Genomic DNA, 13,166 nt, shown 5'->3' with positions numbered 1-13,166 from the left:
GGGCGCCTACGGCGGGGCCCGCGGGGGCGGTGCCCATGGTCGTCTCCTCGCCCGGGTCGTCCACCTCGACGCCGTGCGCCTCGACCAGCTCGGCGAGCCCGCCGGCGTAGCCCTGGCCGACGGCGCGCACCTTCCACCGCCCGGACCTGCGGTAGACCTCCAGGCCGATGATCGCCTTCTCCGGGCCGAGTCCGGGGACGGTGAACAGGGCGGCCGGTTCGTCGCCGTCCCCCGCCAGCCTGAGCTGCGGCGGCGGCATCGTCCCGAACGATCCCGCCCCGGACAGGCTCACCGCGATGAGCACCGCGTGCACGTCGGCGGGCACCGCGTCCAGGTCGAGCCGCACGCGCTGCCGGCCCCCGGCGTCGGCCCACCGCACGCCCGGCGCCTCCGGGGCGTTGAAGAACACCAGGTCGGCGTCGGAGCGGACGCGCAGGTCGGGGCCGACGAGCAGGGCGCTCACGTCCACCGGGACGGCGCAGGACACCGTGGCCGTCACCCGCGCGGCGGGCAGGGCGGCGTTGGCGCCCGGGGAGAGTTCGGTCATCGCGGTCAGGCGAGAGCGGCGATCGTCGGCAGCATGTCCTCGAACGTGCGCCCGTGGCACGGTTCGCCGATCGCGTTCATCTTCCAGCCGTCGCCGTGCCGGTAGACGCGGGCCATCACCATCGCGGTGTGGGCGCCGCCGCCGGTCAGCGTGTAGCGGGCCATCTCGGCGCCGTCCTGCTCGTTCACGAGCCGGCAGAAGGCGTTCTCGACCTGGTCGAACGTCTGCCCGTTGAAGGAGCTGACGGTGAACACCAGCGACGTGACGTGCACCGGGAGCCGGCCGAGGTCGACGATCACCGACTCGTCGTCGCCGTCGCCCGCGCCGGTCAGGTTGTCGCCGGTGTGCCGGACCGAGCCGTCGTCGCTGACGAGCTTGCCGAAGAACACCACGTCGGCGATGCTGCCGTCGGCGAAGAGCACGCAGGACGCGTCGAGGTCGATCTCCCGCTCCCGCGAGCCGAAGAAGCCCTTCTTCTTCACCGCGTCCCAGCCCAGCCCCATCCGGACCATGCTCAGCACACCGCCGGGCTTCTCCAGCGAGATCCGCTGGCCCTTCACCATCGAGACGTTGACGTCCTCTTCCGCCTGAAGGCGGGAGATTCCTCCCTGCCCGCCCCGGTGTGGGGTGTGGCTTGAGGTGGGTTCCTGTTTCACCGGGTCCTGCCTTCCGCTAGGCGGGAGGGCTTACAGTCCCTCCGCAGGCGTTTAGCCTGTCCGCCCGTCCGGCGGCCAGGATGTTGTTGGCGGCGTTGATGTCTCGGTCGTGGACCGCGCCGCACGGGCACGCCCATTCGCGGACGTCCAGCGGCATGGCCCGGGCGACCGTCCCGCACGCTCGGCAGAGCTTGGAGGAGGGGAACCAGCGGTCCACCCGCGCGAACGTGCGGCCGTAGCGGGCGGCCTTGTATTCCAGCATCGTGACGAACTGGGACCAGCCCGCGTCGTGCACGGATTTGGCCAGCCGGGTGCGGGCCAGACCGTTCACCGCGAGGTCCTCCACGTAGACCGCTTGGTTGTCGCGGATCAGCCGGGTGGACAGCTTGTGGTGGTGGTCCCGCCGCGCATCGGCGACCCGGGCATGCAGCCGCGCGACCCGCGCGACCGCCTTGCGCCGGTTCTTCGAGCCCTTCTGCTTGCGCGACAGCGCCTGCTGCGCTTTGCGGAGGCGGCGTTCGGCGCGGCGCAGGAACTTCGGGCTGGTGATCTTCCGGCCGTCGGAGGTCACTGCGAAGTGCGTCAACCCCAGGTCGATCCCGACCTCGGCCGCCGCCTCCGGCAGCGGCCCATCGGTGATCTCGACCACGAACGAGGCGAAGTACCGGCCCGCGGCGTCCTTGATCACCGTGACCGAGGACGGCTCGGACGGCAGGTCCCGGGACCACCGCACCCGCACGTCCCCGACCTTGGCAAGTTTCAGTCTCCCGTTGGGGCGTAGCCGGAACCCGTTGCGGGTGAACCGGATCGCCTGCCGCCGGTCCTTGCGCGACCGGAACCGGGGCGGCGCGACCTTGCGGCCCTTCCGCTCCCCCGACACCGACGCGAAGAAGTTCCGGTACGCGGTGTTCAGGTCCGACAGAGCTTGGATCAGCACCACCGACGAAACTTCCGTCAGCCATGAGCGTTCGGCTGTGCGTTTCGCGGCGGTGATCACCTGCTTCTGCAGGTCGGTGTCCTTGATGTAGGACAGCCCGGCCCCGTGCGCTTCCTGCCGCGCGCGCAGGGCGTCGTTGAACACCGTCCGCGCGCACCCGAACGCTCTGGCGAGCGACCGCTGCTGGCCGGGGGTCGGGTAGAGCCGGAACTGGTACCTGAGCTGCACGGTACCGATAGTACCATCGGTACTTGGCGTGACGGTCGGTACGCTCGGGCCCGTGAGTACCGAACGCCTCGCCACCAACGAGCTGCGCGCGCAGCTCGGCCGCCGCATCGACAACGCCCACTTCAAGGGCGAACACGTGATCGTGGACAAGAACGGCGAACCCCGCGCCGTCCTCGTCCCCTACGACTGGTGGCAAGACAGGCAAGACCAGGCCGGCACCGGCCACACCCCGCCCTGAAGGACGGGGTGTGCGCCCTTCCATCGTGGTCACAGCCGTCGCCTCCTCGAATTCCCTTCGCCGCACCCGGGGGAAAGCCTTGCAGCCGATCCGCCCGGTTGTCACCTGCTCTGCGCCCAGACCAGGTAGCGCGTCCCGTTGTGCGTGAAGGTGGTCGCGTCCATGGAGAAGGTGTCCCAGGGAGTGACGAGGCGGCCCAGCTCGGTCCGGGTGGAGGTTTGCGCTATCAGCACGCACTGTCAATACCCCGCCCACGTTGTTTCGGGGGACGGCCCCGGGGGCGCCGCGCGGTCGCGTCAGGAGCCCGCGAGAAGGTCGCGGTGCCGTTCCATGAGGTCGCTGATCGGGCGGGCCGGACGGCCGGTGAGGCGCCGCACCGTGTCGGTCAGCGGCTCCCCGTAGCCGGCGCGCAGCGCCGTCCCGAAGGAGACGATCATGCCCCGCACGTCGTCGGGCACGCCCGCGGCGCGCAGCTGGGCGTCGAGCTCGTCGTCGGGCACGCTGAGGTAGCCGACGGGACGGCCGGTGATCTTCGCGGCGAGCGCGGTGAGGTCGTCGAAGCCCAGCAGCTCGGGCCCGGTGACGTCGTACGTCCTGCCCTCGTGGCCGGTGGACGCCAGGACGGCGGCGGCGACGGCCGCGCAGTCGTCGCGGTGCACGAAGGCGCCCTTGGCGTGGTCGGTGTTGTCCACCAGCATGCCGCGCTCGATCGCCGGCGGGAGGATCTGCGTCACGGGCGTCTCGGCGAACAGGCCGAGGCGCAGGTAGGTCACCTCCAGGCCGGAGGCGTCCAGCAGCTCGTGGGTGCGCAGGTGATCGGGCACGACCGTGGAGGGGCAGCCGGGATCGGCCGGGTCGGCCATGATGTAGGACGTGTAGACGATGTGCCGCACCCCGGCCGCGGCGGCCGCGTCGATGGCGTTGCGGTGCTGGGCGACGCGGCGGCCGAGCTCGTGGAGGCTGACGAGGAGGAGCCGGTCGACCCCCTCGAACGCGGCGGGCAGCGACTCGGGCCGGTCGTAGTCGCCGTACCGCACGGCCACCCCGCCGTCGGCGAACCCGGCGAGGGCGTCCGTGTTCCTTGTGACGAGGACGACGTCATCGGGGGAAACCTTTTCGAGCAGGTATTCCGCGGTGCTGCGCGCGAGCCGGCCGGACGCACTGGCAATGGCGATCCTCATCACGTTCCCCGATCACTTGATTACGGGAGGCGACGGCATCCGGAATTCTCCGGCATTGTCCGCCCGCGTTAAGCTACTCCCCCTGCCGCCGTCAGGAGCGTGGAGTTACCGGAACGTGTCATCCCCAGGAGAAGACCGCACCGCGCCCGCCGATGACGCCGAGTGCGAGGCCCAGCGCCCGCTCGTCAACGCGACCCATCCGTCGTCCGCCCGGGTGTACGACTATCTGCTCGGCGGAAAGGACAACTTCGCCACCGACAGAAGTGCCGCGGACAGGATCGAGGAGGCTTTCCCGGCCATCCGGATCGGCGCCCTGGAGAACCGCCGGTTCCTGCTGCGCGGCGTCCGGTACCTCGCCGCCGAGGCCGGGATCCGGCAGTTCCTCGACATCGGCACCGGCATCCCGACCTCGCCGAACGTGCACGAGGTCGCCCAGGAGATCGTCCCCGAGGCGCGCATCGCCTATGTCGACAACGACCCGGTGGTGCTGGCGCACGCCCGCGCCTTGATGGTCTCCGATCCCCGCGGAAGCGTCGGTTACCTGGACGCCGACATCCGCGCTCCGGAGGCGATCGTCGGCAGCGATCTCGTGCACACGGTCCTGGATTTCAAAGAGCCGATCGCGCTGATACTCAGCGCAATTCTGCATTTCATTCCCGACGAGGAGCGGCCCGAGGAGATCGTCCGGACGTTCATCGAAGCCCTTCCGCCGGGCAGCTACGTCCTCGCCAGCCACGTGACCCCCGAGCACGAACCGCGGCTGCGGCCGGCGTCCGCGGCGTACCGCGAGGACGGCGTGCGCACCCGCCCGCGGACGGCCGGGGAGTTCGAGCGGCTCGTCTTCGCCGGCCGCGGGCTCGACCTCGTCCCGCCCGGCGTGGTGCTCGTGTCGCGGTGGCGCCGCGGCCCGGCCGAGCCGCCCGCGCCCACCCCGGCCGAGGTCTCCGCCTACGGCGGCCTGGCGAAGCTCCCAGGCTGACGGCCCCGGTGACCCGGCCGCTCAGCCGGCCGCGGCCCGCGCCGAACCGTCCGCCTCGGCGAACCGCCGCCGCCCCCCCGGCCCGTCCACGGGCCCGTCCGTGGGGAACGGCGCGTCGAGGAGGCGGAGCAGCGGCGCGGCCTTCACCGCGGTCTCCTCGAACTCGGCGTCCGGGTCCGACAGCGCGGTGATGGCACCGCCGACGCCGAACTCGACGCGCCCGGCCGACAGCACGGCCGTGCGGATCACGATGCTGAAGTCGGCCGCCCCCGACAGCGAGAAGTAGCCGAGGGCACCGGAGTACACGCCGCGCGGCCCCTCCTCCAGGCGGTCGAGAAGCCGCATCGTCCGGATCTTCGGCGCCCCCGTCATCGAGCCGCCGGGGAACGCCGCCCGCACGCACCGCACGGCCGAGACGTCCGCGCGGAGGGTGGCGCGGACCGTGCTCACGAGCTGGTGGACGGTGGTGTAGCTCTCCACCTCGAAGATCGGGTCGACCTCGACCGACCCGGTCTCGGCGACGCCGCCGAGGTCGTGCCGGACGAGGTCCACGATCATGAGGTTCTCGGCGCGGTCCTTGGCGCTCGCCGCCAGTTCGGCGCGCAGCCGCCGGTCCTCGGCGGGGTCGGCCGAGCGCGGCCGGGTGCCCTTGATCGGCTTGGACTCGGCCCGCCCGTCCGCCGAGACGCGCAGGAAGCGCTCGGGCGAGGCGCTCAGCACCGCCAGGCCGCCGAACCGCAGCAGCGCCCCGAACGGCACCGGGTCGCGGCGGCGCAGCAGCCGGTAGAAGTCCCACGGGTCCGCGCGCACCCGCGCGGTGAGCATGTTGGTCAGGCACACCTCGTAGGTCTGCCCGGCGATGATCTCCCGGCGGCAGGCGGCGATCTTGTCGAGGTAGCGGCGCCGGCCGTGCCGCAGCGCGAGCCCGCCGGCCGCCGGCGGGTCGGCGGCCGGGGCCGGCGCGCCCGGCGGCCGGGCGGGCAGCCCGGCCAGCCGTGCCGCCGTGCCGACCAGCCAATCCCGCGCCGCGCGCTCGTCGCCGGCCGGGCACAGGGCCAGCAGGTGGACGGTCCCGTCCCGGTGGTCGAACGCCACCGCCCGGTCGGCGAAGATCATGGCGGCGTCGGGGTGCGGGGAGCGGTGGGCCCGCGCGCCGCCGCACTCGGCCTTGAGCTCGTACCCGAGGTACCCGACCCAGCCGAGCCGGAAGCCGAACGGCAGGTCGGGGGTCTCGGCGGTGTGGGCGCGCAGGTCGGCGTCGATCCAGTCGAAGAAGGACGTGCGCTCCACCCGCGTGGTCCCGTCCGCCGACTCGACGGTCAGGGCCCCGGTCGCCACGTCGAAGGTCGCGACCCGCGCCAGCGGGCCGGTCGCGTCGCCCATGAACGAGAAGCGGCCGCCGTGCTCGCCGGTCCGGCTGCTGTCGAGCCAGAACGCCCGGTCGGCCCCGGCGAACAGCGCGCCGAACACGTCCTCGGCCACCGCGGGCGTATCGACCCGGCGTGCGAGGACCCGGTACTTCGCCGCCGGTCCCGGCGCGGCGGCCCGGGGGGCGGCGGCGGACGGCGCGGCGGCGCGGGCGAGTCGCCTGCGGAGGAGGCCCTTGCGGCCGAGGTGCTCGCGGGTGAGGTCGAGGAAGTTGCCGATGATGCGGCGGCCGTGCTCGGTGCAGACCGACTCCGGGTGGAACTGGACGCCCCAGATCGGCCGCCGGGTGTGCCGCACCCCCATCAGGACGCCGTCGGACGTCCACGCCACCGGCTCCAGCACCGGCGGGAGGTCCGCGACGGCGAGCGAGTGGTACCGGACGGCGGAGAACGGCGAGGGCAGGCCCCGGAAGAGGCCGGTGCCCGTGTGCTCCACCGGTGACGTCCGCCCGTGCCGGACCTGCCGGGCGGGCCGGACGCGCCCGCCGAACAGGTGGCAGATCCCCTGGTGGCCGAGGCACACGCCGAGGACGGGGATCCGCGCGTGCTCGATCACCTTGGCGCAGATGCCGAAGTCGCCGTCGTGCTCCGGCGAGCCGGGCCCCGGCGAGATGATCACGTTGTCGTACGGGCGCAGCACGCGGTGCAGGTCGCGGGGGGACGTCCACCGCACCTCGTCGTTGCGGACGACGACCGGTTCGGCACCGGCCTCGGCCACGTACTGGAGCAGGTTGTGGGTGAACGAGTCGTAGTTGTCGATGATCAGCGTCCGCACGGCATCCCCCACGGGCCGGCGCGGCGCCGGGCGCACCACGCGCCCCGCCGCCCGGCCTCGCCGCACGAGGGTACCGGCAGCGCGGCGGCGGCCGGACGGCCACCGCCGCGCGGCGGATCAGCCCATCGGGGCGCCGTAGGTCTCGGCGAAGACGATCTCCTCGACCGGCGTGCGGGACAGCTTGGCGGGGAACCCGTGCTCGGGGTAGCCGACCGCGATGTGGGCGGCGGTGATGACGCCGTCCGGGATGCCCAGCAGCTCCTTGACCTTCGGCTCGGCGTGGACGAGCAGGGTCGTCAGGGCGCTGGCGACGCCCTGGGCGCGCAGCGCGAGGCAGAAGTTCTGCGCGGTCGGGTAGATGGACCCGCCGCCGACGACGCTGAACCGGTCGAGCTCCAGGTCGGTGGGGTGGAGGCCGTCGATCTCGGCGCACAGGACGGCGATGGCCGGGACCTCGTGCAGGTGCTCGGCGAAGTGGTCGGCGTCGGTGACGGCCTTCGGCAGGGCGCCGACGCCGATCTCCCCGGTGTCGATGCCGCCCAGGTACGCCTTCCAGGGCCCGAGGTACCACTCGGCGAGCTGCCGCTTGCGGTCCTTGTCCCGGACGACGACCCAGCGGACGGGCTGCCGGTTGCCGCCCTGCGGCGCGAACCGGGCCGCGTCGAACGCCTGCATCAGGACCTCGTCCGGTACCGGGTCGTCGCGGAAGTAGCGGCACGTGCCGGTCGTCTTCATGGCCTCGATGACGTCCATGTCACCTCTCGGGGGGAAGGTCTGGTCGGAAGGGACGGCCGGGTCAGGGTTTCCGGCCGACGGCGCCGTACATCCAGATGAGATCGAGGTTGGGGGTGACCGGGCCGTCCGGCCGCCAGAGCGGGGTCTGGACGATGCCGGGCTCCAGCACCTCGAAGCCGTCGAAGATGCGCTCGATCTCGGACTTGCGCCGCGCCACGGCCGGGGCCTTGGCGCGGGTGTAGGTGCTGGCGACCTCGTTCACCTGGCTGGTGCGGAAGTCCTGCGTGGGGTGCGAGACGACGAGGTAGCCGCCGCTCGGCATCGCGTCCCGCAGCGGGGCGACGATGTCCTCCGGCTCGCGGTCGGGGACGAACTGCAGCACCGAGACCAGCATGACCGCCAGCGGCTGGTCGAAGTCGATCAGCGACCGCACCTGCTCGTCCGCGAGGATCCGCTCCGGTTCGCGGACGTCGGCCTGGACGACGGCCGTCCGCCCCAGCCCGTTCAGCAGGGCCCGCGCGTGCACCAGGACGATCGGGTCGCTGTCGACGTAGACGACGCGCGTCTCGGGCGCGATCTCCTGGGCGACCTCGTGGACGTTGCGCTGGGTCGGCAGCCCGGCGCCGAGGTCGAGGAACTGCCGGACCCCGGAATCGACCAGGTGCCGCACCGCGCGGTGCAGGAACGCGCGGTTCTCCCGGGCGATGGCGCGGAGTTCCGGAGCGGCGGCCAGCGCCGCTTCGGCGGCCGCGCGATCGGCCTCGTAGTTGTCCTTGCCGCCCAGGTAGTAGTCGTACATCCGCGCGGGATGGGCGACGTCGACCTTCAGGTCGATGGCGGGCTGGTCCTCGTTCGTCAAAGCCGGGCCTCTCGTGCGCGCTCGCCGGCCCACCACCCCGAGGGCCGAGGCCGTTCCGGACACTCTATTGCGTTCCAATGGCTCCGCGTGGTGATAAGTGCCGACTTGGCCACGCCCGGCAGGAGAAAGATCGACTCGACTCCTCCGAAACATTTCGGACGCATGGCCGGAAGGGCATGACCCCAGATCAGAACCCATGCGGCCTGATTGGAGTGAAAAGAGTGGTTGACGAGAGGGACACCCAGGGCTACTTTCCAATCGACTCTCGAAAAATGGCGAAAACTTTCGAGACGGCCGTGCCGCTCCCGCAGTGAGGAGACAGCCGATGGACAGACCGCGCCGGATCCGTGCGGGACGTCGCGGGCAAGTGGGAGACCACCGTCGAGCAGGGGGTGGGGCCTCCGCTGCCGGGCGTGCGGCGCGCGGTGAGGCGCCGATGATGCGCGGCACCGAGAAGTGGAACCGGCGGCTTTCCACCGAGGGCCTGAAGTACGCCGTCTCGATCGACGGCCGGGAACCGCAGGTCGTGAACGTCACCGGGGCGACCGGCGCGAACGACACGACGATGAACAAGCAGTGGGAGAGGAACACCCTCCGGAACTCGTGGTCGATACCGGAGGACTCAGGACCTCTCATCTCGGGGCCCCCGAAAGCCGGGGGGCCGGGTTTCGCTGAGCCCCCCGCCCACCCCCAAGGAGGAACGAAACCATGAGAAGAGCACTCACCTCGGTGCTCGGAGCGGCGACACTGCTCCTGGCCGGCCTGGTCGCCGGCGCGCCCCCCGCCGCGGCGGCGAGCACGCTGAAGGACGCGGCCGCCGCCACCGGGCGCGTCTTCGGCACCGCCGCCGCGCAGAGCCACATGGGCGAGTCGGCCTACGTCAACACGCTCAATCGCGAGTTCAACCAGCTCACGCCCGAGAACGAGATGAAGTGGGAGACGACCGAGCCGTCCCGCGATTCGTTCGACTACAGCGCGGCCGACCAGCTCGTCCAGCACGCGCGGTCGCAGGGCATGGAGGTGCGCGGGCACACCCTCGTCTGGCACAGCCAGCTGCCGAGCTGGGTCGAGGGCATCTCCTCGCGCACCGAGCTGCTGGAGGTCATGCGCAACCACATCGCGAACGTCGCCGGGCACTTCCGCGGCGACCTCACCACCTGGGACGTCGTGAACGAGGCGTTCGAGGACGGGACGGGCGCCCGCCGCGACACCGTCTTCCAGCGCGTCATCGGCGACGGCTACATCGAGGAGGCGTTCCGGGCGGCGCGCGCGGCCGACCCCACCGCCAAGCTCTGCTACAACGACTACAACATCGACGGCCGCAACGCGAAGAGCGACGCCGTCTACGCCATGGTCCAGGACTTCAAGCGCCGCGGCGTCCCGATCGACTGCGTCGGGCTGCAGGGGCACCTCATCGTGGGCAGCGTCCCGGGTGACGTCCAGGCCAACATCCAGCGGTTCGCGGACCTGGGCGTCGACGTCTACATCACCGAGCTCGACATCCGGATGCAGACCCCGCCGAACAGCCAGAAGCTCGCCCAGCAGGCCGCCGACTACCGGTCGGTCGTCTCCGCCTGCGTCGCCGTGACCCGCTGCAAGGGCATCACGGTGTGGGGCATCACCGACAAGTACTCCTGGATCCCCGACGTCTTCGAGGGCGAGGGCGCGGCCCTGCTGTTCGACGACAACTACAACAAGAAGCCCGCGTACGACGCCTCCCTCGAAGCCCTCGGCGGCGACCCCGGCGACCCGGGCGATCCCGGCGACCCGGGTGACGGCGACGTCACCTGCACCTACACCCGCACCTCGCAGTGGAACAACGGCTTCAACGGCCAGGTCACCATCACCGCCGGCAGCAGCGCGGTCAGCTCCTGGACGGCCGTGCTGACCATGAGGTCGGGACAGAGCATCCAGGCGCTCTGGAACGGCACGCCGTCCACGAGCGGCAGCGTCGTCACGGTCAAGCCCGCCGGCTGGAACGCCAACATCCCGGCAGGCGCCTCCGCCTCGTTCGGCTTCACGGCGAGCGCGCCCAACGGCGACGTCTCCGACCCGGGACTCGCCTGCGGCACCCCCTGACCCGTCCCCCACGATCCACCCCGGGCGACCGGCACGGCGGCGGCTCCCATGCCGCCGTGCCGGTCATCGTCCGGCCTGGCGACCCGGGGTTCCGGTGCCGCAGGCGGGACCATTAAAGTCGTGGGGCTGATGCGCCGGGTCTGTCCGGGTTCGGCATGCATGTACGTCGAAGTTGGAAAGTTCCCGGATGACGAATCTCCTGCTGGTCTTCTCGGCCCTCCTGCTGCTCGCGGTCCTGGTGTCGGCCCTCGTCCACCGCACCGTCCTGTCGACGGCCGCCCTGTTCCTGGTCGGCGGTTTCCTGCTGGGCCACGGCGTCACCGACGTGCTCGTGCTGAAGCCCGAGGACGACATCGTCAACACGCTCGCCGAGCTGGCGCTGTTCGCCGTCCTCTTCACCGACGGCATGCACGCCGGGTGGAAAGAGGTGCGCAGCGCCTGGCGGCTGCCAGGACGCGCACTGGCCGGCGGCCTCCCGCTGACCCTGCTCATCACGGCCGCGCTCGCGCACTACGTGGTCGGCCTCGGCTGGATCGAGTCGCTGCTGATCGGCGCCGTGCTCGCGCCGACCGACCCGGTGTTCGCCGCGGCGCTGATCGGCAACGAGAAGGTGCCGCCGCGCCTGCGCCGCCTGCTGAACGTGGAGTCCGGGATCAACGACGGCCTCGCCCTGCCGTTCGTCATCATCTTCTTGGCCATCGCCCAGGGCTCGGACGACCTGCACATCGACGAGTTGGCGATCGAGCTCTCCCTCGGCATCGTCATCGGCGTGGTGATCCCGCTGGCGGCGCTGGCGCTGGAACGCACCCGGCTGTTCGCGGTCTCGCCCAAGTTCGAGCCGCTGAACGCGCTCGCGATCGGGATGCTCGTCCTCGCGGTGGCGCAGGCCACGCACGGCAACCTGTACCTCGCCGCGTTCGCCGCCGGCGTCACGGTCGCCACGGTCGGCGACCACTACAAGGAGCAGTTCGAGGAGTTCGGCGAGCTGATCGCCGAGCTGTTCAAGCTCGGCGCGCTGCTGGTGTTCGGCGCGCTGCTGTCGCCGACGTTCCTCGGCGAGGTCGGCTGGACCGGCTGGCTGTTCGCGGTGCTGGCCCTGGTGGTCGCGCGGCCGGTGGCGATCTGGGTCTCGTTCCTGCGCTCGAAGCTGACCGCCCGCGAGCAGGCAGCGGCGATGTGGTTCGGGCCGAAGGGCTTCGCCTCGGTCGTGTACGGGCTGATCGTCCTGGAATCGGGCATCGCGGCCGGCGACCAGATCTTCCACCTCGTCGCCGCGACGATCGCGCTGTCGATCATCCTGCACTCGTCCACCGACGGGTTCGTGGCGCGCGGCTTCGACAACGCGCGCGAGGTCCCCGCCTGGTTCGACCGCTCGGACGACGAGCAGGACGAGCCCGCCGCGAAGAGCGACCCGCCCGAGAAAACCGAATCGTCCGAGCCAACGAAACAACTCTGACCCGCCCCAACCGGACTGGACATTGCACAGATATTCTCATTCCGGTTAATTGCCGCGAGCCCGCCGGGGGAAATCACGAAACCCGTGCGGGAATGCGAGCCGGACGGCCAGGATGCGGGAATGACCTTCCCGCTGATGCACGGGTTCGACCACATCAACGTGGTCGCCGACCTCGACCCGGTCGCGGCGGTGCGCGACAGGGAACTCGGCGAGCGCATTCTCCGCTATCCCAAGATCCTGCCCGCCGGGTCCCCTTCTTTCGGCCATGCACTGCAAAAAGGAAAAGAGTGGCGAATCGGATGCCTCGGCTCCGATGACCCGTCCGCCGCCCGGTACGGGCTGGCCATGGACCTGCGGAAGGCGGCCGCCGGCGAACCGGACCCCGGCACCGCCGAGGCCATGCTCGCGGCGGCCGCCCGGCTCGACCCCGAGGAGGGCCCGCAACTCGCCAAGGACGAATGGGAGATCGGCGACCGCCGCTACCGGATCATCCGGGTCGAGAAGTTCATCCTGATCGGCGACCGGGTCATGGAGCCGCCGCGCGCCACCGACGCCGACCTCACCGCCGACGGGCTGCTCCGCGACCACCCGATCGAACCGCCGGCCCCGTGCGGCCAGTGGGAGGCCCAGCTCCGGCTGAACCTCGTCGCACGGCTCCCCGTCGCCGGCACCGTCCCCGACATGATCCGCACCGAGGCCCGCCACGCGCTCCGGACCCATCCCGGCGTGGTGCTGCTCCCGCCCACGTTCACCGTCGTGGAGGTCGACGGCGACTCCTGGGCGCCGCTCACCGGCGGCGACGACCCGGAGCAGTGCCGCGACCGGCTGGCGCGGCACTTCACCGGCCTGCTCCCCCGGCTCCGCGAGTTCGAGGGCGACCCCGCGAGCCCAGCCGAACTCGCCGAGTGGACGGCACTCGCCGACGAGATCAGGGCGTCCCGCGGCCACCGCATCACCGTCCGCGGCCGCGAGTTCCGCACCGTCCGCGTCTGCCGCATGCTCCGCCTCGGCCGCGACGGCCCCGAGTCCCCCCGCCCCTGCGACGAAGACCACCACGACACAACCGACC

14 protein-coding genes are annotated in these 13,166 nt (G+C 71.7%); 6 read left to right on the top strand and 8 right to left on the bottom strand.

The window, feature by feature from the left end; translation table 11 throughout:
- The 3 genes from E1200_RS23565 to E1200_RS23555 form a co-directional block, all read right to left on the bottom strand.
- On the bottom strand, positions 1–547 hold a 547-nt coding region (locus E1200_RS23565), incomplete at its 3' end, for a TerD family protein (protein ID WP_165950434.1).
- Positions 548–552: 5 nt separating this feature from the next.
- Positions 553–1,110, bottom strand: coding sequence for a TerD family protein (locus E1200_RS23560; protein WP_131954249.1), 558 nt, complete (start codon positions 1,108–1,110; stop codon positions 553–555).
- Between the two features lie 109 nt (positions 1,111–1,219).
- On the bottom strand, positions 1,220–2,368 hold the full coding sequence (locus E1200_RS23555) for an RNA-guided endonuclease TnpB family protein (protein WP_131954247.1): 1,149 nt from the start codon (positions 2,366–2,368) through the stop codon (positions 1,220–1,222).
- Between the two features lie 52 nt (positions 2,369–2,420).
- Between E1200_RS23555 and E1200_RS23550 the strand changes: the two genes are divergently transcribed.
- A complete protein-coding gene (locus E1200_RS23550; protein ID WP_165950433.1) occupies positions 2,421–2,606 on the top strand; it encodes a type II toxin-antitoxin system Phd/YefM family antitoxin in 186 nt (61 codons plus the stop codon).
- A 101-nt stretch (positions 2,607–2,707) separates the two neighbouring features.
- On the opposite strand, the gene E1200_RS35265 is transcribed toward E1200_RS23550, so the two are convergent.
- Both E1200_RS35265 and E1200_RS23545 read right to left on the bottom strand, forming a co-directional pair.
- Positions 2,708–2,839: a hypothetical protein gene (locus tag E1200_RS35265; protein ID WP_279484929.1), complete on the bottom strand. Its 132-nt coding sequence runs from the start codon at positions 2,837–2,839 to the stop codon at positions 2,708–2,710.
- Between the two features lie 63 nt (positions 2,840–2,902).
- Positions 2,903–3,787, bottom strand: a complete 885-nt coding sequence (locus E1200_RS23545) for an NAD(P)H-binding protein (RefSeq protein ID WP_131954245.1) — start codon at positions 3,785–3,787, stop codon at positions 2,903–2,905.
- A 115-nt stretch (positions 3,788–3,902) separates the two neighbouring features.
- Here E1200_RS23545 and E1200_RS23540 point away from each other — a divergent pair, with 115 nt between their 5' ends.
- Positions 3,903–4,766 carry an SAM-dependent methyltransferase gene (locus E1200_RS23540; protein WP_243708782.1) on the top strand — a complete coding sequence of 288 codons (864 nt, stop codon included), beginning with the start codon at positions 3,903–3,905 and terminating at the stop codon, positions 4,764–4,766.
- Between the two features lie 21 nt (positions 4,767–4,787).
- On the opposite strand, the gene pabB is transcribed toward E1200_RS23540, so the two are convergent.
- From pabB to E1200_RS23525, 3 genes are all read right to left on the bottom strand, one after another.
- Positions 4,788–6,968: an aminodeoxychorismate synthase component I gene (gene pabB / locus E1200_RS23535; protein WP_131954243.1), complete on the bottom strand. Its 2,181-nt coding sequence runs from the start codon at positions 6,966–6,968 to the stop codon at positions 4,788–4,790.
- 117 nt (positions 6,969–7,085) lie between these two features.
- Complete coding sequence (locus E1200_RS23530; RefSeq protein ID WP_131954242.1) at positions 7,086–7,721, bottom strand: nitroreductase family protein; 636 nt, start codon at positions 7,719–7,721, stop codon at positions 7,086–7,088.
- A gap of 43 nt (positions 7,722–7,764) precedes the next feature.
- Positions 7,765–8,562 carry an SAM-dependent methyltransferase gene (locus E1200_RS23525; protein ID WP_243708781.1) on the bottom strand — a complete coding sequence of 266 codons (798 nt, stop codon included), beginning with the start codon at positions 8,560–8,562 and terminating at the stop codon, positions 7,765–7,767.
- 439 nt (positions 8,563–9,001) lie between these two features.
- Here E1200_RS23525 and E1200_RS23520 point away from each other — a divergent pair, with 439 nt between their 5' ends.
- The 4 genes from E1200_RS23520 to E1200_RS23505 all read left to right on the top strand — a co-directional run.
- Entirely contained in the window at positions 9,002–9,274 is a 273-nt protein-coding gene (locus E1200_RS23520; protein ID WP_207933506.1) for a hypothetical protein, read from the top strand.
- Complete coding sequence (locus tag E1200_RS23515; RefSeq protein WP_131954241.1) at positions 9,271–10,641, top strand: endo-1,4-beta-xylanase; 1,371 nt, start codon at positions 9,271–9,273, stop codon at positions 10,639–10,641. Before E1200_RS23520 ends, E1200_RS23515 begins: the two co-directional genes overlap by 4 nt.
- Before the next feature lie 187 nt (positions 10,642–10,828).
- Entirely contained in the window at positions 10,829–12,097 is a 1,269-nt protein-coding gene (locus tag E1200_RS23510; protein ID WP_131954240.1) for a cation:proton antiporter, read from the top strand.
- A gap of 120 nt (positions 12,098–12,217) precedes the next feature.
- Positions 12,218–13,166: DUF5954 family protein (locus tag E1200_RS23505; protein ID WP_131954239.1), on the top strand; the 949-nt coding region annotated here is incomplete at its 3' end.

This window comes from Actinomadura sp. GC306 (assembly GCF_004348665.1).
In the GTDB taxonomy this organism is placed as follows: Bacteria; Actinomycetota; Actinomycetes; order Streptosporangiales; family Streptosporangiaceae; genus Spirillospora.
Note: the sequence above shows the minus strand (reverse complement) of the source record. Positions and strands in the feature narration are given on the sequence as shown.